This window comes from Thioalkalivibrio sp. AKL9 (genome assembly GCF_000377825.1).
Lineage (GTDB): Bacteria > Pseudomonadota > Gammaproteobacteria > Ectothiorhodospirales > Ectothiorhodospiraceae > Thioalkalivibrio > Thioalkalivibrio versutus.
Window position 1 is genome coordinate 37,317 of the sequence record NZ_KB905113.1, and the last position, 18,981, is coordinate 56,297.

Sequence of the window (18,981 nt, forward strand, 5' to 3'; positions counted from 1 at the left end):
GGGTCAGCGCCCGCGCGCCTCCAGAGGTCGGGGCCCTGCCTCGTCGGACGCCGCCCCCGCGCCCAGCAGGCGCGCCTCGAAATCGGTCAGGACACTGAACTCGACTCGGCGGGATGCCCGACGATCCTCCTCGCCGCGCTCGTCCAGCACCCGGCGTGAAGAGGACAACCCCACGGCCGCGACCCGCGAGCGGAACCAGTCCGCGTCCTGCAAGGGCTCCAGCTGATAGGCATATTCCAGCACCGCGCGCGTGCGGCGCTGGCTAAGATCCATGTTTCCGAAATAGGCCTCCAGCGCATTGTCGCTGCCGGCCCACTCGCTGGAGGTGTGGCCCTCGATCCGCACCTCCCGAATGACCTCGGCGAACGGACGCAACTGTTCCGCGTAGCGCGGCATGAAGTCCTCGAGAATCGCCTCGAAGCGCGGCCGGATGCGTGCCGAACTGCGCTCGAACAGGACCTCCGGCTCGCGAAAGCGCAAGGTCAGGCTGTCGCGGTCCAGTTCCGCATTCCAGCGCGGCAAATCCTCGCGAAACTCCTCCTCCAGAACCGAATAGATCGCCGCTCGCAAGGCGGCCGCCTCGTTGCGAACCTCGGTATGCACCGCGCTCTCGCGCTCCACCTGAACCATGTGCAGCAGCGCGAGGAACAGGAAGATCATCATCAGCGCGGCCATCAGGTCCGCCACCGCCAGCCAGTGCGAACCCTGGTCGGCCTCGTTTCCCGCGGCCACACCTTGTCGCCGACGGCGTCGCGCCAACCAGGAAAACATCAGTTACGCCCGCCCGCGGAGGCGATGGCGGCGGAACGTTCCCCACCCCAGCGCGTCTCCGCCGCGAGCCCTGCCTGGACGGCATTCTCGATACTCTCGAGCATCGCCTCCAGCCGTGCGTCCATCGCCGGGAAGGCCTCGGTGGCACGATCCCGCAGGGCCGCGATGCTCCCCAGCAGGGCCTCCAGTTCCACCGTCTCGCGCCGCAGACTGGAAAGCGTCGATTCCTGATCCTCCACGTGCCGGGTGATCTGCAAGGCCTGCCCGGTCATGCGCTCCAGGGTCTGCTCGGTCTGTTCGACCCCGGCACGGGCCTGGTCGAAGGCCCGATGCAGGGTGTCCATCTGCTCGCGATACTGAGCCTGCCACTCCACCAGGCGAGCGACCGAGTCATCCAGACGCCGGAAGTTCTCGCCAAACTGTTCACCCAGGCGATCGTTGAAATCGTGGATCACCCGCTCCAGGGCCTCTACCAGGTGTCCGCTGCTCATTTCGGTGATACGTTCGGCCATACCGTCGAGCGCGCCGGTCAGTTCGCGGTGTTGTTGCTCCAGCCGGGCATCCAGGCGCTGATCGAGGGCCCGCACCGCCTGCACTACGGCGAGCGAGGCATCCCGTTGTTGTGCCGCCAGGTGCGCATTATCCAATGGTGCATCCGACGCACCCTCAGCAGACGGTTCGGGGGATGCCATCGGTGCGGGTACCATCACCTGAACCATCCGCAACACCGCAGCCAGCAAGATGCCCACGATACTGGTCACGAAGGCCAGCTTGAGCCCCTCCAGCAAGGCCGGGATACTGGCCTCCACCCGTCCAGCATCAAAATCCAGCAGTCCGATGGCGACCCCGAGGAAGGTGCCGAGAATCCCCACGGTGGTCAGCAGCGCGGGCGCCGCTCCCTGCAAGGACTCGGCGCGGCGCAATGCCGTCGCCGTCAACGCCGCCAGGAACAGCCCAAACAGCAACAGCGCGAACAAGCCAATCACGCTTAATGGACTGAGCCCCTGCAACGTGGCCAACAGCGCCTCGGCGACCCGATCGAAAATTCCGGTCATGTGCTTCCTCCGTCCCGCGGGGTCGGTAGCGCCCGCGCGGTCGTGCGATTCGTAAGAACCGGATGCAAGCAAAAACAACGCCAGACCCACCAAAGACCGGTGGAACGGGGCTTTCAGGCACGACCGGCCCGGGCGCGCCACAAGGTTTCGACGGATTCCCGACGCCCACGCGCCAGGAAGCGAACCGCAACCAGAGCCCAATCGTCCATTCTTTGACGCCCCGAATGGGACGAAATCGCCCGCCTGATCCGTCTTACCCAGCGAAGCCCAATAGACGGTGGCTCCATGCCTGCGACAGTCACGCCTGCTGCGAACGTGTCATGCAAGCCCATCGGCCCGCCCCGGCGGCGGCCGGCAATCGTCTGGCTGGCACTCACTATCCTGCTCTGGTTGCTGAGCACCCCGACTCAAGCGCAAACCCCATTCACCTTCGGGATTCAGCCATTTGCCAGCCCACCCGCGCTGTTCACACGCTACGCACCCCTGCGCGACTGGCTGGGAACCGAACTTGGCCAGCCCGTTCAGCTGGAGTCCGCACGCGACCTGCCGACACTGCTCGAACGCAGCCGGGAGGGCCGTTACGACTTGGTCCTCGTGGCACCGCAGGTAGTGCCACTCCTCACGGAAAACGGGCCCTACCGCTTACTGGCCCGCAGCGAGGAAGAGCTGGCGATGGTCCTCCTGGTGCGGCCCGGGGGTGACATCAGTTCGCTTGCCGGTCTCGCAGGCCGATCCCTCGCAGTCCCGTACAAGGAAAGCCGCGCCGCGACCCTCGCACGCAGCCTGACTGACGCCGAGGACTGGCCCGACCCACCCGGCCCGCCCCGCTACCTGCACTATCACCACAACAACGCGGCAGTGGCCGCATTCCAACGCGGAATCGCCGACGCCCTGGTCATGATCATCGAAGGCAACGTATTGCCGGTACACCCGGATATGGAGGACGACCGCGAACGCCACATGTCGCTGGGCGACGGAAGCCTGGTACGTATCCTCGCCCAATCCGAACGGTTCCCGGGACTTACCCTTCTGGTCCACAAACGTCTGGATAGCGACACCCCGCGGTTGCACCATCGCCTGATCACGCTGCAGCAGAGCCCGTCCGGCACGGCACTCCTGAGGCATATCGGACACCGCGGATTCATCGCGGCACATGCCGGCGAGTACGCGGCATTTCAGGGTGCGCTGGATGAGTTGGAAGCCAAATTCGACCTCCGGGCCCCCATCCCGGCCGGGAACCCGACCCCGTAAGTCCAGCCCGCAGCGTCCATCACGCCCGCCGCGCGGGCACGGACCGCTCCTGGACTTTCGGTTTCTCCCCCGCTACCTCGCCATCCACCCACCTCAACGATCGCCACCGCCCCCCGTGGCCTTCCCCACATTTCAAATGCGGGACGGGCATCCTTCGTCCAGTACCGCTAAAATGGGCGCGATAAATCCATGGCCGCACCACGCGGTGACTCTGGCGCGCACGCAACCCGGATTCCGTCGATGCCCCTTCCCGGCCCGGCTCCAACCAGCTCTGGCCCCACCCCTGCCGGCATCGCCCCACAGGCGTCGGCGCCCCCCCCATGCGCCTGAATTTCGCCTGGCAGATCATTATCGGCACCGTCGCGATCCAGGTCGCGATGGTGGCAGCGCTGATGATCAGCGGCATCTCCCAGGTGCAGCAGAACCAGTCGCAGATGCTGGAACGCTTCGCCGAACAGCAGGGCCGCCTGCTTTCCAGCGCGCTGACCCCCGGCCTGGCCTACGCGGATCCGGCGATGTTGCAGGACCTGCTCGAACTCGTCGCGGACGACTCCAATGTCCTCTATGCCGTGGTACTCGATGCCCAGGACCAGCCGATGGCGTCGGTGGGCATCTCGCCCGACACCATCCTTGAACGCGCAGACGGCACGCGCACCACGCCCGGGCAGATCGAGATCCTTCGCGACATTGAGCTGGCCGGGCAGCCACTGGGGACTCTGGCGGTGGGCTATTCCACCGATGCGATCGACGCCCTGTCCGCCACCCTCCTGCAGCGCAACGTCCTGCTGGCGCTGGGCGTACTCGTGTTGTCCATGCTGGCCGCGGTGGTCTTCAGCCTGGTTATTACTCGCCGCCTGCGCCTGCTGAACCAGGGCGGCAAGGCGTTGCAGGGCGGTCGTCTGGACCATCGCATCCCGGTGCGCTCGCACGACGAATTCGGCGACCTCGCGCGCACCTTCAACGACGTCGCCGCCCACCTGGGGTCCACCCAAACCACCCTGGAACAGCAGAACCAGCAACTGAACCGCTCGGTCGCCCGCCTGGAGTCCATGCTCGGCGGTGCCAACGCGATCTTGTGGGAGGCTGATCCGCGCACCCACGAATGGGAGTTCGTGTCCGGCGACACCCGCCGTCTGCTGGGCTTCCCGGCCCACAACCTGGGCCGGGGCGAGCTGCGCGCCCGGCATATCCACCCTGCCGACCTGCCGCGCGTGCAGAATGCCGCCCGCGAGAGCCGGACCAGCCCGCGCACGGTGGACTACCGCTTCGCCCATCGCGACGGCCAGTGGCTGTGGCTGCGAGACATCCTCTCCTGGGCCCGTGACGCGGACGGCCGGGAGAGCCTACGCGGCCTGACCCTGGATATCACCACCCACCGACGCACCACCGATGCTCTGGCGGAAAGCGAGAACCGCTACCGCGACGTGGTGGACCACATCTCCGAGGTCATCTTCCGCACCGATGCCGAAGGCCACTGGACCCTGCTGAATCCAGCCTGGGAGGCCCTGACGGGGTTCAGCGTGGAAGAGACTCTCGGCCGCCCGCTGTGCGACTTCGTAGCCCCCGAGGACCACGACGACGCCCATAGCTTCTGTGCCACCCTCCTCGAAGGCGGCTCCCATTCCCAATCCGAGGAGATCCGTCTGCGCACCCGCGACGGTGACATCCGCTGGGTCAGCATCTACGCCAGTGCCCGCTTCGATGACCACGACCAGGTGATGGCGACCTTCGGCACGATGACCGACATCTCCGATCGCAAGGAGGCCGAAGACGAGATCCGGCGTCTCGCCTTCTTCGACGGGCTGACCCAACTGCCCAATCGCACCCTACTGCACGACCGGCTGGGTCAGAGTCTCGCCAATACCGAACGCACCCGCCTGCATGGCGCATTGCTGTTCATCGATCTCGACAACTTCAAGGACATCAACGACACCCTCGGCCATGCAGTCGGCGATGACCTGCTACGCCAGGTCGCCGAGCGCATGCTGAACTCCGTGCGCGAGGCGGACACCCTCGCCCGCCTTGGGGGCGACGAGTTCGTCATCATCCTCAACGATCTGCACCCGGACCAGGCACGCGCGGCGACCCAGGCCGAGGCCGTGGGTCGCAAGCTCATCGAGATTCTGCGCGATCCTTTCAAGCTGGCGGGACAGAGGCGGCACGTAACGCCCAGTATCGGCGCCACGCTGTTCAGCGGCCGCAATCTGAGCGTGGAGGAGATCCTCAAGCAGGCGGACCTCGCCATGTACCGGGCCAAGAACGCCGGGCGCAACACCGTGCGCTTCTACGACCCCGAGCTGCACCGCGCCGTCGAGGCCCGATTCGAGCTGGAGAGCGAGCTTCGCCACGCCCTGGATCAGGATGCCTTCAGCGTGCACTACCAGCCACAGGTGAACACGTCGGGCGCGGTCATCGGGGCCGAGATCCTGGTGCGCTGGAAGCACGCCAGCCGCGGGATGATCTCGCCCGCCGAGTTCATCCCCGTGGCAGAACAGACCGGTCTGATTGTCCCGATTGGCCGCAAGGTGCTGCGCAAGGCCTGTGAACAGCTGGCTGCCTGGAAACACCAGCCCGCCTTTCGGGACCTCACACTGTCGGTCAACGTCAGCGCGCGCCAATTCCGGCACAAGTACTTCGTGCGCGATCTCGCCCAGACGCTCGAGGCTACCGGCGCCCCGGGGCACCGCCTGAAGCTGGAGCTGACCGAGAGCATGCTGCTCGAAAACGTGGAGACCGTCATTGCCCACATCGAGGAACTGCGGAGCTTCGGCATCGAGTTCTCTCTGGACGACTTCGGGACCGGCTACTCCTCTCTCGCCTACCTCAAGCGACTGCCCCTCGCTCAGCTGAAGATCGATCAATCCTTCGTACGCGACGTCCTGGACGATCCCAACGATGCCGCGATCGCCCAGATGGTGGTCAACCTGGCTCACACCCTCGACCTGGACGTCATCGCCGAAGGTGTGGAGAACGACCAGCAGCGGGCCTTCCTGTTCGGCCTCGGCTGCCGCCACTTTCAGGGCTACCTGTACGGCCATCCCGACACGCTGGCAGAACTTGAGGCCCTGGTACTGCGCCAGAGCGGCAACGGAAACCCCGCAGCCCACCCCTAACCGTTCGTATTCTTCGAATTGTTGGAGGCGTTTTTCGCCATTTTTATTCGCATAAATAGGACCTAAGGTGGCGGGTGTTGCAACTTAGTCAACCGGAGGCGAATCGCCATGAGCACCAAGGTCCTGATCCTGTACTACTCCACCTGGGGCCACATCGAGCAGATGGCCGAGGCTGTGGCCCGCGGCGCCCGCGAGGTACCGGATACCGAAGTCACGATCAAGCGCGTCCCCGAGCTGATGCCGGACGACGTGGCCCGAAATGCCGGCGCCAAGCTCAACCAGGCCGCCCCCATCGCCAAGCCCGAAGAACTGGCGGACTACGACGCGATCATCATCGGCACCCCTACCCGCTTCGGCCGGATGGCCGCACAGATGGCCAACTTCCTCGATCAGACCGGTGCCCTGTGGTTCGGGGACAAGCTGGTCGGCAAGGTCGGGAGCGTGTTCAGTTCCACCGCCTCGCAGCACGGCGGCCAGGAGACCACCCTGATCTCGACCATCGTGAACCTGCTGCACTACGGCATGACCGTGGTTGGTCTACCCTACACCGAGAAGCGCCTGCTCGATGTTAGCGAGGTCTGCGGCGGCACACCCTACGGCGCGACCACACTGGCCGACGGCGACGGCTCGCGCCAGCCGAGCGAGAACGAACTGGGCATGGCCGCCTCGCAGGGGCGTCACGTCGCCGAGGTCGCACGGGCCCAGCGTCTGGGGCGCGACGCCGGCTGACCTGCCACAGGTACATCCCAAAGGGGCGCATGCCCTGGCGGGATGTTGCCCGGGGACAAACCCGGTCGGGCACAGGCCCGACCGCACCGACTGGGGACATCGATCCGCAGCATTACAAGGAGAGGATGGAAATGGACAACACGCTAGATGACAGTGGCAAGCTCGTACTCCGCCTGGCCCTCGGGATCATGATCCTGCTGCACGGCATCGCCAAACTGACCGGCGGCATCAGCGGCATCGAAGGCATGGTTACCAACGCGGGACTCCCGGCGATCCTCGCCTATGGCGTCTACATCGGCGAGATCCTCGCCCCGATCCTCGTCATCATCGGGCTGTTTTCGCGCATCGGCGCGGTGATTATCGCCATCAACATGGTCTTCGCCATCGCGCTCGCCCACGCTCACGAGGTCTTCCTGCTCACCAGCACCGGCGGCTGGGCCCTCGAGCTGCAGGGGATGTTCCTGTTCGCGGCGATCGCCCTGGCCCTGACCGGTCCGGGCCGGTTCGCGATCAACCGCCTGTAGTCCTCACGGCAACTTGGGGCGGCGCAATGCCGCCCCTTTCAGGTACCATGCGCGACCCTGATCCCCGCGCAGACCGTCCGCCATGAGCAATGCCCAGACGCTGATCCTCGCTGCCCCACAGATCCTCCCGGTAGTCCCCCGCGACACCCTTCTGCAAGACCACGCCCTGATCATCCGCGACGGAACGATCCACGCGATCGAACCGCAAGCCACCGCGCGCGCCAACCATCCCGAGGCGGAATACCGCGATCACCCCGGCCAGATCCTGATCCCCGGCCTGGTGAACGCCCACACCCATTCCGGCATGAGCCTGCTGCGTGGCATCGGCAGCGACCGCCCGCTGATGGAATGGCTCAAGGGATACATCTGGCCCGCCGAGGGCAAGCTGCTTTCCCCCGAATTCGTACGCGCAGGCAGCCGCCTCTCCATAGCCGAGATGCTGCGCGGGGGTACGACATGCTTCAGTGACATGTACCTGTTCGTGGACGATGCGGCCCGGGTGGTCGACGAGACCGGAATCCGTGCCTCGCTGGGTCTCACCGTGTTCGACTTCCCCACGCCCTGGGCCAGCACGGCAGACGAGTACTTCCAGCGCGGTGCGGACGTCGTCGCGAACTGGGGGCACCATGACCGGATCGCCTTCAATGTCGCCCCGCACGCGCCATACACCGTGGGGGATACAAGCCTGGAACGCGTGGCGGCCCGTGCCCGCGAACTGAACGTGCCCATCCACATGCATGTCCACGAGACGGCCAGCGAGGTCGCCGACGCCCTGCGCGACCAGGGCGAACGGCCATTGGCCCGCCTCGCACGCCTTGGCATGCTGGACCAGCCCTTCATCGCGGTGCACATGACCCAGATCGACGATGCCGACCTGAACCTGCTGCGGGGCCGCCCGGTATCCATCGCCCACTGCCCGGAGTCGAACCTGAAACTGGCCTCCGGCTTCTGTCCGGTCACACGCTTGCAGGACGCTGGCCTCAACATCGCCCTCGGGACCGACGGCACCGCCTCCAACAACGATCTCGACATGATCGGCGAGATGCGCACCGCCGCACTGCTGGCCAAGGGCGTCAGTGGCGATGCCGCCGCCCTGCCCGCCACCGCCGCGCTGGAAATGGCGACCCTGGGGAGCGCCAAAGCCCTGGGACTCGCGGATCGAATCGGCTCCCTGGAGCCCGGCAAGCAGGCCGATGTGGTCGCAGTAGACCTGCAGGCGCTGGAACTGCAACCGGCGCACGACCCCAGTGCACAGATCGTTTACGCCGCCACCCGCGATGCCGTGCGCGATGTCTACGTGGCCGGACGGCCGTTGCTACGCGACCGCGAACTGCTTACGCTGAACTCGCAGGATCTCCACGCCGAAGCCGAGTACTGGCGCATCCGGGTGCTGGAAACCCAGCAGCCCACTGCCTGAGGGAAACACTGATCAATGTACACGCTCGCGTTGGTACCCCAGGTTTTCCAAGACAAGGCGCGGTGCGCAGCCGATAGTTATTCTACCGGCAAGGGCCGCAACGCAGGATCGGGGAACCTGGGGTGCCAACCCCGAGGGGCTCGGCCGCTGTTGCGCGCGCACGGCGTTGCGGCTCCCTTGTGCAGAATGACTGCACGGCAGTCACCGCGCCTTGTTCGACGCAACAGCGACTCGAGCGCGAACGTGTACATTAATCATGTGTTTCCCTGAGCGAGACAGACGCCATGAGCCCCGAACCCCTCTCCCAAACTTCTGCGCACGCAAACGTCGATAGCGCCGAGATTCACAAATTCACCCATCGGGCCCACGAATGGTGGGACCCGAAGGGCCCCTTCGCCACGTTGCACGCGATCAACCCGTTGCGCCTCGAATGGATCGACGGTCAGGCCGATCTCGCCGGCAAGAAGGTGCTGGATGTAGGCTGCGGCGCCGGCATCCTCTCCGAGGCAATGGCGGTTCGCGGCGCTCAGGTCACCGCGCTGGACGCCGGCGCCGAACACCTGGAGGTGGCGCGCGAACACGCGGTGGAGGCAGGGCTTGAGATCCACTACCTGCACACCACCGCCGAGGCGCACGCCGAACGTCACGCCGGCGCCTACGACGTGGTGACCTGCCTGGAGATGCTGGAACACGTGCCCGATCCGGACGCCGTGATCGACGCCCTTGCAACGCTCGTGCGCCCCGGCGGCTGGCTGTTCCTGTCCACCATCAACCGAACTCCGCGCGCCTTTGCCGAGGCCATCGTGGGGGCCGAATACGTATTGCACATGCTGCCCACCGGCACCCATGAGTACGGACGCTTCATTCGCCCCTCCGAACTGGGCACCGCCCTGCGCCACCACGGGTTCGAGGTCACCACGATGACCGGCCTGACCTATTCGCCCCTGAGCGGGCGGTATCGTCTGGTCGCCCGCACCGACGTGAACTACCTGATGGCCGCCCGCCGCGACGAAGCCGGCACCGACGAATGACCCGCGAACTCGGATCGGTCCTGTTCGACCTCGACGGGACCCTGCTGGACACCGCTCCCGACATGCATGCGGCCCTGGTCACCCTGATGGCCGAACACGACCGTGCGCCGCTGGCGTTCGAGGTCGTGCGTAACTTTGTCTCCCACGGGTCCCGGGCCCTGGTGGATCTCGCCTTCCCGGACGCCGATCCCGCCTTCGCCGAGCATCTCAAGAAGCGCTACCTGGAGATCTACGCCCGCGACCTGTGCCGGACCACCGCCCTGTTTCCCGGACTCGCGGACCTGCTGGACACCTGCGAGGCCCGCGGCTGGCCCGTCGGCGTGGTGACCAACAAGCCGGGCTGGCTGACCGATCCGCTGCTGGAGGCCCTCGGGCTGCATGCGCGCATGGCAGCCGTCGTCAGCGGCGATACCCTGCCCCAGCGCAAACCCGCCCCGGAACCCATGTGGCTGGCCGCACGCCAGACCGGCCTGCCGCCGGAACGCCACTGCTACTGGGGCGATGCAGAACGCGACATCGCGGCCGGACGGGCCGCCGGCATGCCCACCCTGATCGCCAACTGGGGCTACATCGACGCCAACCAGCGTCCGGATCAATGGGGCGCCGATGCCGCCCTGGAACAGCCGAACGACTTCTGGGCCTGGTACGCCGACGGAGCCGCCACGGAGCCCGGACTTGCGAGCTGAATCCGCCCACCTCGGCGCCCCGCACGCCGGAAACAGGGCCTGAGCACCCATGTCGCCCCGTATCCGTTCGGCCTACCGCCACTGTCGCCAGCGTGCCAAGGCGCATTACGAGAACTTCCCCGTGGCCTCCTGGCTGCTGCCCAGCCGCCTGCGCGGCCCCGTGGCGGCGATCTACTGCTTCGCCCGCGACGCCGACGACCTGGCCGACGAGGACCCGCGCCCGGTCGCCGAGCGGCGCCAGGCACTGCTGGCGATGCAGGAACGCGTGCAGGTCCTGGAAGACCCCGCCGCCGAGCACGAACCCGAATGGATTGCCCTGGCGGACGCCCGCGCCCGCTTCGACCTGCCGGCCGCGCCGTTCGCCGACCTGATCGACGCCTTCCTGCAGGATCTGGAACAACCCCGCTATGCGACCTTCGGCGAGGTCATGGACTACTGCCGCCGCTCGGCCAACCCGGTTGGCCGGCTGATGCTGCACCTGAACGGCAACCCGACCGACGAGATGCTCGGGTACTCGGACGCCATCTGCTCGGCGCTGCAGCTGATCAACTTCTACCAGGACCTGCAGCAGGACCTGCGGGAGAACAACCGCATCTACCTGCCGCAGGAAGAGATGGAACAGTACGGCGTGACCGAGGCGATGCTGGCCACCGGGCAGACCACCTTCCAGCTACGCAACCTGATGCAGTTTCAGTACGCCCGCGCCGACCGCCTGCTGCGCGCCGGGGCGCCGCTGGGCGGGCTGCTGCGCGGACGCATGGGGCTGGAGATCCGGGCGATCATCAACGGCGGGGCACGCATCCTCTGGCGGCTGCGCCAGCAGGATGACGTCTTCGCCCGCCCGCGCCTGCGCACCCGCGACGGCTGGATCATCCTGAGCCACAGCCTCCGACCGCGCCGCCGAAGACCGTAGGGATCGAGCCGCCGAGAACCCCTGGTTAAGCTGAGGGCTTAAAAGGCATCAAGCGGCAATGCCCTCGACCGTAAGGTGCTGGAGGTCAGTTCGTTCGCTTGCGTGCTCAAAGGTAATGGCGCAAACACCACCACTGGCATCGACATCCAGGGTAGTGTGCTCGTCAAGCGAGCGGGTTTCGGCCACGCTATCGCCTCGGAATTCGATATAAAGCGTATCCGTATCCCCGAAGTACTGGAGTTTCATGGCTGGAACCCTCGATCGAAAAAGGCGTTGTGAACGGTTTCTCCATCCGGCAGCAGAACAACGCGAAGGTAGCGTCCTTCAGCCTCCTCGACACGAGCCCATCTGCGGATACGCCCATCGCCTTGGACTTCTTCGCACAACGGTTGGTCGATTGCACTACTGATCCAGTGATCCCGGATCATTCGCCGATCCGGCCTCTCGCGTACAGTCTCGAAGTAACGTGTCGTCTTCACCGGAACGTCCCTGTTACCGGTTGCTATTGTTCAAAGCTTCCGCCGAGAACGGATCGCCGTCAAGCCGCTCACACTACCTTGCTGTAGCGCGGCGCGCCCTCCGTCTTCAGATAGGCGTCGAAGGCCATGGCGACGTTGCGCAGCAGCAACCGCCCGCGCGGCAGGATCTCCAGCCGCTCCGCGCCGATCCGCACCAGTCCATCGGCCTCCATGCCCTGAAGCCGCTCCAGTGCATCCCCAAAGACCTCGCCGAACGCGATCCCGTGGCGCACCTCGATCGCGGCGAAATCGATGCGCGAATGGCACATGAGCTCGGTAATCACGTCCCGGCGCAGCCGATCGTCGGCACTCAGTTCGAGTCCGCGAAACACCGGAAGGCGCCCGGCATCCAGCCGCGCGTAATAGGCATCCAGCTCGCGCAGGTTCTGGCTGTAGGTGGCGCCCACCTTGCCGATGGCCGTCGGACCCAGTGCCACCAGGTCGTACTCCGCCCGTGTGGAATAGCCCTGGAAATTGCGCTGCAGCGTCCCGGCGCGCTGGGCCGTGGCCAGTTCGTCGTCCGGCAGGGCAAAGTGGTCCATGCCGATGTAGACATAGCCGGCATCGGTCAGGCGAGCGATGGTGGTCTCGAGGATCGCCAGCTTCTCCGCGGCGTCCGGCAGATCGGCCTCGCGGATCTGGCGCTGAGTCTTGAACATCTGCGGCAGGTGCGCGTAGTTGTAGATCGCCAGGCGCTCCGGACGCAGCTCCAGCGCGCGTTCCAGCGTGGCGGTATAGGTCTCCACCGTCTGCAGGGGAAGGCCGTAGATCAGGTCCAGGTTGGTGGATTCGAAGCCGTTGGCCCGCGCCTGCTCCACCGCCCGCGCGGTCACCTCGAACGGCTGGATGCGGTTCACCGCCCGCTGCACGTTCGGGTCGAAATCCTGCACCCCGAGGCTGATCCGGTTAAAACCCAGCTCGCCCAGCAGCGGGATGGTGCCGGGCCGCACCGCGCGCGGATCAATCTCGATGGAGAACTCGCGGGCATCGCTTTCGTCCAGGCGGAAGTGCCTCGCCAGCGTCGCCATCACCCGGCGCAGATCGTCATCGCCAAGATAAGTCGGCGTGCCCCCCCCAAAGTGCAGCTGGCCGACAGTGCGTTCCCGGTCGAACAGCTCGCCCTGCAGTTCGGCCTCGCGCTCCAGATACTGCAGGTAGCGCTGAGCGCGCTGGTAATTTCCAGTGATGACCTTGTTGCAGGCGCAGTAGAAGCACACCGTGTCGCAGAACGGCACATGCACATACAGGGACAGCGGCCGCGCCGGGTCCGCCCCGTTGGTGGCCTGCGCCGCCTCGGCATAGGCGCGGTCGTCGAAGCCCTCGTGAAACTGTGGCGCGGTGGGATACGACGTGTACCTCGGCCCGCTCACGTCGTAGCGGCGCAGGATTTCGGGGTCAAACACCAGGCGTTGTTCCATTCGGGGCTCCACAACCGTGCGCCGCGCACTCGCGACCTTGGTTCTGCAGACTACGGCCGCACGCCAGGCCCGAGCTTGATACAGGTCAACAATCCGCCTTCATGGCGCCCTCTCCCGCCCCCTGTGCTGCCTGTGCTAGCCTTCTCCTCCCTGTTCGACACCCGCCACGCGAGAGCGCATGTCCCCCGACGAGTATTGCGAGGAGAAGGCCGCGCAAAGCGGCTCCAGCTTCTACTACGCGTTCCGCTTTCTGGAGCCGGATCGCCGTCGCGCCATCACGGCGCTGTACGCCTTCTGCCGGGAAGTCGACGACATCGTCGACGAGGTGAGCGAGGAGAGCATTGCGCGCACCAAGCTCGACTGGTGGCGCCAGGAGATCGAACGCCTGTTCGCCGGCGAACCCCGCCACCCCATCACCCAGGCACTGCAGCCGCACATCGCCGCCTTCGACCTCGGGCGCGAGTACTTCGACGAGATCATCGACGGCATGCAGATGGATCTGGACTACGACAGCTATCCGGACTTCACCACTTTGTCGCTGTACTGCTACCGCGCGGCCAGCGTCGTGGGCATCCTGTCCGCCCACATCTTCGGCTACACCGATCGGCGCACTCTGAAGTACGCCCACGACCTCGGCATGGCGTTGCAGCTCACCAACATCCTGCGCGACGTGCACGAGGACGCCATGCGCGGCCGGGTGTACATCCCCATGGACGAGCTCAGCAAGCACGGGGTCAAGCCGGAGGAATTCCAGATCAACATCACCGACGACCGCCACCGCGCCCTGTTCGCGGAGCAGGCGGAACGGGCGCGACGCTACTACGAACGCGCCGAGGAACACCTCCCGGACGCCGACCGCTACGCCCAGCGCCCGGGCCTGATCATGGCGGCCATCTACCGCACCCTGCTCGACGAGATCGCCGACGACGGCTACCGCGTGCTGGAACACCGCGTGCGCCTGACCCCGATCCGCAAGTTGTGGATCGCGTGGCGCACCGCGCGCCGCCTGAAGCGCGAACAACGCCGCCGCGCGACCTGATGCCATGATCTCCGGCTCACCCCACGCGCCCGTCGTCGTGGTCGGCGCGGGCTGGGCCGGCCTGACCGCCACGCTGGCGCTTGCACGCGCCGGGCACCCCGTGCACCTGATCGAGGCCGGCAAGGCCCCCGGTGGCCGTGCCCGCAGCCTCGACCTGGACGGCACCCCGCTCGACAACGGCCAGCACATCCTGGTCGGGGCCTGCCAGCAGACCCTGCAGCAGATCCGTTCGGTCGGCATCAACCCCGAGCAGGCGTTTCAGGCCCTGCCCTTCGGCCTGCGCATGTTCGAGCCCACCGCCCGGCCGCAGGACCCGGCGTTCCAGCTGGAACCACGTTCGCCCCGGTTGCCCGCCCTGGCCGCCGCGCTTTACCGGGCGCTTGCGAAGCACTCTCTTGGTACACGCCTGCGTGCACTGTCCGGCGCCGCCGCCATGTTGCACCGGCCCCTGCGCCACGATCTCCCCGTCCTCGACTGGCTGCGCCAGCGTCGTCAGCCCGACGCCCTCATTCGGAGCCTGTGGGACCCGTTGTGCCTGGCGGTGATGAACACCCCGACCCGAACCGCCTCGGCCCGCATCTTCCAGAACGTCCTGCGCCTGGCACTCAATCATGGCCCGGAGGCCGCGCGCCTTCTCCTCCCCGCGCGGCCACTCGGCGAGCTGTTCCCGGAACCGGCTGTCCAGGAACTCCGGGAGCGTGGCGCTAGAGTGGATCTTGGCCGCCGCATCACCGCCATTGAGCGCAGCACGACTCACGACGCCGCCCCCTACCGCCTGCGCGATCGCCAGGGCGTGGCGAGCCCGGCGCGCGGCGTGATCCTGGCCGCCCCTCCAGCCGCCGCCGCTGCCCTGCTTCCGCACGAAACCGGCTGGGAGGCGACGCACCAGGGCCTGAATGCCATGGGCGCCCGCAGCATCTGCACGGTCTACCTGCGCTATGCGCGGCGCCTTGATGATCTTCCGCCACTACAGGGGCTGCTGGACCAGCATGGCCAATGGCTGATCGCGCGGAATGTCGCCGGGGCGCCACACTGGCTGGCGGTCGTGATCTCCGCGGCCGACGACCTCGAACCGTTGACGGCGGATGCACGATGGCGCACCGTCGCCCGCTCCCTGGCCCAAACCTTCCCCGAACTGGGCGAACCCGAGACCGGCCACAGCATTTGCGAACGCCGCGCGACGCTGGACGCGCAAGCCGGTCTGGATGCACGTCGCCCGCCGGCCCGCACGCCCTGGCCGGGGTGTTATCTGGCCGGGGATTACCTGACGCCTGCACTGCCGTCCACGCTCGAAGCGGCCGTACAATCTGGACTAGAATCGGCGCACCTGTACCTGGAGGACCATCCTTGACCGATCTCGATATTCCCCGCCTGCTCGCCTACCGCCCGGAACCCGGCGCCTTCGATGAACGCGTGATCCTGGTCACCGGGGCCGCCGACGGCATCGGCCGCGCGGTTGCCGAGGCCTGTGCCGCGGCCGGCGCGATCGTGGTCCTGCTGGACAAGGACCTGAAGGGCCTCGAAGCGGTCTATGACCGGATCGAACAGGCCGGTCACCCGCAGCCCGCGATCTACCCACTGAATCTCGAAGGCGCGACGGTCAAGGACTATGGTGACCTGGCGGAGAACATCCGCGACTCGCTGGGCCGCCTGGACGGGCTGGTACTGAACGCGGGCTGGGCCGGCGCCCTGATGCCGATGAAGAACTACGACCCGGAGCTGTGGTTCAAGGTCATCAACAGTAACCTGCACGGCCCGTTCTTCCTCACGCAGGCCGTCCTGCCGCTGCTGGAGGCCAGTCCCACCGGGAGCCTGGTCGTGTCCACCCAGAACGCGCGCAAGGCCTTCTGGGGCGCCTTCGGCATGGCCAAGGCGGCCCAGGACGGCCTGATCGACATCCTGTCGCACGAGCATCGCAACGAACCGCGCTTCCTGCACGTGAACGGTATCGACACCGGCCCCGTGCGCACCCGCTTCCGCGCCGGGCATTATCCCGGGGAAAACCCCGACCTACTGCCCGAGCCCGAGGCCGTGGTTGGCCCCTATCTGTACTTCCTGGACCCCGGCGACCGCACCACCACCGGTCTGAACATCAGCCTGGAAGGCCAGGTCCCGGTCCCCCACGCGGCGTCCTGAACCGCAGGGGCGTCAGGCGCGCGGTCGTTTTCCGGCCGGGCGCCCTTTGCGCACCTTCCCACTACCCGCGCGCGGCTTGCCGCCCTTGGGCGCGGCAGAGCGTGCCCCGGCCTTGCCCGCTGGCGCTGGCTTGCCACCGGGACGCGCCGCAGCCTCGACGCCGTTGTGCTGCGTCTGGAAGGTCTGGCCGCGCTTTTTCAGCGCCTTGCCGCCACGGGTGATGCGCCCGCCGGTGGACGGGCGTGCCGCACCCTGACCGGTCCCGGCCGGCTGCCAGGTCGGCACCAGGTGATGCTTGCCATTGCCGATCAGGTCCGCACGCCCCATCCGTTGCAGGGCATCACGCAGTAGCGGCCAGTTGTTCGGATCGTGATAGCGCAGGAACGCCTTGTGCAGACGCCGCGCGCGCACCCCGCGAGGCACCGGGACGCGTTCGCTGGTGGTGCGCCGAATGCCGCGCAACGGGTCACGCCCCGAGTGCCACATGGCGGTGGCCAGGGCCATGGGACTGGGCAGGAACGCCTGCACCTGGTCGGCGCGGAAGTCGTTGCGCTTCAGCCAGAGCGCGAGCTGCAGCATGTCCTGGTCGGTGGTCCCGGGATGCGCGGCGATGAAATACGGGATCAGGTACTGCTCCTTCCCGGCCGCCTTCGAGTACTTCTCGAACATGGCCTTGAACCGGTCATAGGTCCCCATGCCCGGCTTCATCATGCGGGAAAGTGGTCCGGTTTCCGTATGTTCCGGGGCAATCTTCAGGTAACCCCCCACATGGTGGGTCACCAGTTCTTTCACATACTCCGGTGACTCGATCGCCAGGTCGTAGCGCAGCCCGGAGGCAATCAGGATCTTCTTGATGCCCGGCAACGCCCGTGCCTTGCGGTACAGGCGAATGAGCGGCGCGTGGTCGGTGTCCAGGTTGCTGCAGATGCCCGGGTACACGCAGGACAGTCGCCGGCAGCTCTGCTCGATATTCGGGTCCTTGCAGGCCAGGCGATACATGTTGGCGGTCGGGCCGCCCAGATCCGAGATCACGCCGGTGAACCCGTCCACCTTGTCGCGGATCTCCTCGATCTCGCGCAGCACGCTGTCCTCGGAGCGGCTCTGGATGATCCGCCCTTCGTGTTCGGTGATGGAACAGAACGTACAGCCGCCGAAACAGCCGCGCATGATGTTCACCGAGAAGCGGATCATCTCCCACGCCGGGATGCGCGCAGCCCCGTAGGAAGGATGCGGGGCCCGGGCATAGGGCAGATCGAACACCGCGTCCATCTCGGGCGTCGACAGCGGGATCGGTGGCGGGTTGAGCCAGACCTCCTTGTCCCCGTGGCGCTGCACGATCGCGCGGGCATTCCCCGGGTTGGTCTCCAGGTGCAGCACCCGCGAGGCATGCGCGTAGAGCACCGCGTCGCCCTTCACCTGCTCGAAGGCCGGAATACGGATGACCGTTTGGTCGCGCGGGGTGCCGCGCGGGATATCCCGGTGAAAACGCACGACCTTCGCGCCCGCCTCCGCTCCTGCCGCCTGCGCATCCTGTGCCTCGGCATCAGCGCAGGTCTCGGGCGAGACCATGGCGTAGGGATCGGGGTTGGCATCCACCGGTCCAGGGGTATCGACCTCGCTGGAATCCAGCTCGACGTAGCCGGCGGGCACGGCATCCCGCAGCAGGGCCGTCCCGCGCAGGTCCGTGATCTCGCGCGGGTGCTCGCCCGCCGCGACGCGATGGGCGAGTTCCACCAAGGCGCGCTCGGCGTTGCCGAACAGCAGGATGTCGGCCCGCGAATCCAGCAATACGGAACGGCGCACCTTGTCCTGCCAGTAGTCGTAGTGCGCGATACGCCGCAGGCTGGCTTCGATTCCGCCGGCCACGACCGGCACGTCCTTGTACGCCTCGCGGGCGCGCTGGGCGTAGACGATCACCGCGCGGTCCGGGCGTTTGCCGTGCACGTCCCCCGGGGTATAGGCATCGTTGGAGCGGATCTTCCGCTCCGCGGTGTAGTGGTTGACCATCGAGTCCATGTTCCCGGCGGTCACGCCGAAGAACAGGTTCGGCCGCCCCAGGGCCCGGAACGGCTCGGCCGAGGTCCAGTCCGGCTGCGCAAGGATCCCCACGCGGAACCCCTGCGCCTCCAGCAACCGGCCGATGATCGCCATGCCGAAGCTCGGGTGGTCCACGTAGGCATCGCCGGTCACCAGCACGATGTCGCAGCTGTCCCAGCCGAGATCGTCCATTTCCTCGCGCGTGGTTGGCAGAAACGGCGCCGTGCCAAAGCGCTTGGCCCAGTAGGGCTTGCGGGCGAACAGGGGATCGGGTGCTGCGGACATGACCAGGCTTCTTCCGGCGGACGCCGGCAACAGGAAATGCGCGCATTACACGCCGGGG

At 66.8% G+C, this 18,981-nt stretch carries 16 protein-coding genes; 11 read left to right on the forward strand and 5 right to left on the reverse strand.

The genetic code is table 11. The annotated features are described in order from the left end of the window. Positions 1 to 3 precede the first annotated feature (3 nt). Positions 4 to 771, reverse strand: coding sequence for an OmpA family protein (locus D573_RS0110660; RefSeq protein WP_018938601.1), 768 nt, complete (start codon positions 769 to 771; stop codon positions 4 to 6). Beyond that, positions 771 to 1,826 (reverse strand): hypothetical protein, encoded by a 1,056-nt coding sequence (locus tag D573_RS0110665; RefSeq protein ID WP_018938600.1) that lies wholly within the window; start codon positions 1,824 to 1,826, stop codon positions 771 to 773. The genes D573_RS0110660 and D573_RS0110665 overlap by 1 nt, the downstream gene beginning before the upstream one ends. A gap of 390 nt (positions 1,827 to 2,216) precedes the next feature. Here D573_RS0110665 and D573_RS0110670 point away from each other — a divergent pair, with 390 nt between their 5' ends. From D573_RS0110670 to hpnC, 8 genes are all read left to right on the forward strand, one after another. Continuing rightward, positions 2,217 to 3,077, forward strand: a complete 861-nt coding sequence (locus D573_RS0110670; RefSeq protein WP_018938599.1) for a PhnD/SsuA/transferrin family substrate-binding protein — start codon at positions 2,217 to 2,219, stop codon at positions 3,075 to 3,077. Positions 3,078 to 3,397: 320 nt separating this feature from the next. Then, a complete protein-coding gene (locus D573_RS0110675; protein WP_018938598.1) occupies positions 3,398 to 6,190 on the forward strand; it encodes an EAL domain-containing protein in 2,793 nt (930 codons plus the stop codon). 108 nt (positions 6,191 to 6,298) lie between these two features. Then, positions 6,299 to 6,919 (forward strand): NAD(P)H:quinone oxidoreductase, encoded by a 621-nt coding sequence (gene wrbA / locus D573_RS0110680; RefSeq protein WP_018938597.1) that lies wholly within the window; start codon positions 6,299 to 6,301, stop codon positions 6,917 to 6,919. Between the two features lie 131 nt (positions 6,920 to 7,050). Further along, a complete protein-coding gene (locus D573_RS0110685) occupies positions 7,051 to 7,443 on the forward strand; it encodes a DoxX family protein (RefSeq protein ID WP_018938596.1) in 393 nt (130 codons plus the stop codon). 82 nt (positions 7,444 to 7,525) lie between these two features. Further along, entirely contained in the window at positions 7,526 to 8,860 is a 1,335-nt protein-coding gene (locus D573_RS0110690) for a TRZ/ATZ family hydrolase (RefSeq protein ID WP_018938595.1), read from the forward strand. Positions 8,861 to 9,144: 284 nt separating this feature from the next. Then, positions 9,145 to 9,891 carry a bifunctional 2-polyprenyl-6-hydroxyphenol methylase/3-demethylubiquinol 3-O-methyltransferase UbiG gene (gene ubiG, locus D573_RS0110695; RefSeq protein ID WP_018938594.1) on the forward strand — a complete coding sequence of 249 codons (747 nt, stop codon included), beginning with the start codon at positions 9,145 to 9,147 and terminating at the stop codon, positions 9,889 to 9,891. Next, positions 9,888 to 10,577 (forward strand): phosphoglycolate phosphatase, encoded by a 690-nt coding sequence (gene gph / locus D573_RS0110700; RefSeq protein ID WP_018938593.1) that lies wholly within the window; start codon positions 9,888 to 9,890, stop codon positions 10,575 to 10,577. The genes ubiG and gph overlap by 4 nt, the downstream gene beginning before the upstream one ends. A 49-nt stretch (positions 10,578 to 10,626) precedes the next feature. Then, on the forward strand, positions 10,627 to 11,490 hold the full coding sequence (gene hpnC / locus D573_RS0110705; protein WP_018938592.1) for a squalene synthase HpnC: 864 nt from the start codon (positions 10,627 to 10,629) through the stop codon (positions 11,488 to 11,490). A 48-nt stretch (positions 11,491 to 11,538) separates the two neighbouring features. On the opposite strand, the gene D573_RS0110710 is transcribed toward hpnC, so the two are convergent. Together D573_RS0110710 and hemN are read right to left on the reverse strand one after the other, a co-directional pair. Continuing rightward, entirely contained in the window at positions 11,539 to 11,736 is a 198-nt protein-coding gene (locus tag D573_RS0110710) for a DUF2283 domain-containing protein (RefSeq protein ID WP_018938591.1), read from the reverse strand. Positions 11,737 to 12,037: 301 nt separating this feature from the next. Continuing rightward, positions 12,038 to 13,426 (reverse strand): oxygen-independent coproporphyrinogen III oxidase, encoded by a 1,389-nt coding sequence (hemN, locus tag D573_RS0110715; protein ID WP_018938590.1) that lies wholly within the window; start codon positions 13,424 to 13,426, stop codon positions 12,038 to 12,040. Positions 13,427 to 13,604: 178 nt separating this feature from the next. Here hemN and hpnD point away from each other — a divergent pair, with 178 nt between their 5' ends. Genes hpnD through D573_RS0110730 form a run of 3 tightly spaced genes read left to right on the forward strand, consistent with a single transcriptional unit; the run spans position 13,605 to position 16,601 of the window. Next, the gene (gene hpnD / locus D573_RS0110720; protein WP_018176714.1) at positions 13,605 to 14,465 is read left to right on the forward strand and encodes a presqualene diphosphate synthase HpnD; all 861 of its coding nucleotides are present in this window, start codon (positions 13,605 to 13,607) and stop codon (positions 14,463 to 14,465) included. 4 nt (positions 14,466 to 14,469) lie between these two features. Then, positions 14,470 to 15,816: a hydroxysqualene dehydroxylase HpnE gene (hpnE, locus tag D573_RS0110725; RefSeq protein WP_018938589.1), complete on the forward strand. Its 1,347-nt coding sequence runs from the start codon at positions 14,470 to 14,472 to the stop codon at positions 15,814 to 15,816. Next, positions 15,813 to 16,601 carry an SDR family NAD(P)-dependent oxidoreductase gene (locus D573_RS0110730; RefSeq protein ID WP_018938588.1) on the forward strand — a complete coding sequence of 263 codons (789 nt, stop codon included), beginning with the start codon at positions 15,813 to 15,815 and terminating at the stop codon, positions 16,599 to 16,601. Before hpnE ends, D573_RS0110730 begins: the two co-directional genes overlap by 4 nt. Positions 16,602 to 16,613: 12 nt before the next feature. Here the strand turns inward: D573_RS0110730 and D573_RS0110735 are convergent, their stop codons facing one another. After that, a complete protein-coding gene (locus tag D573_RS0110735; RefSeq protein WP_018938587.1) occupies positions 16,614 to 18,923 on the reverse strand; it encodes a YgiQ family radical SAM protein in 2,310 nt (769 codons plus the stop codon). Positions 18,924 to 18,981 lie beyond the last annotated feature (58 nt).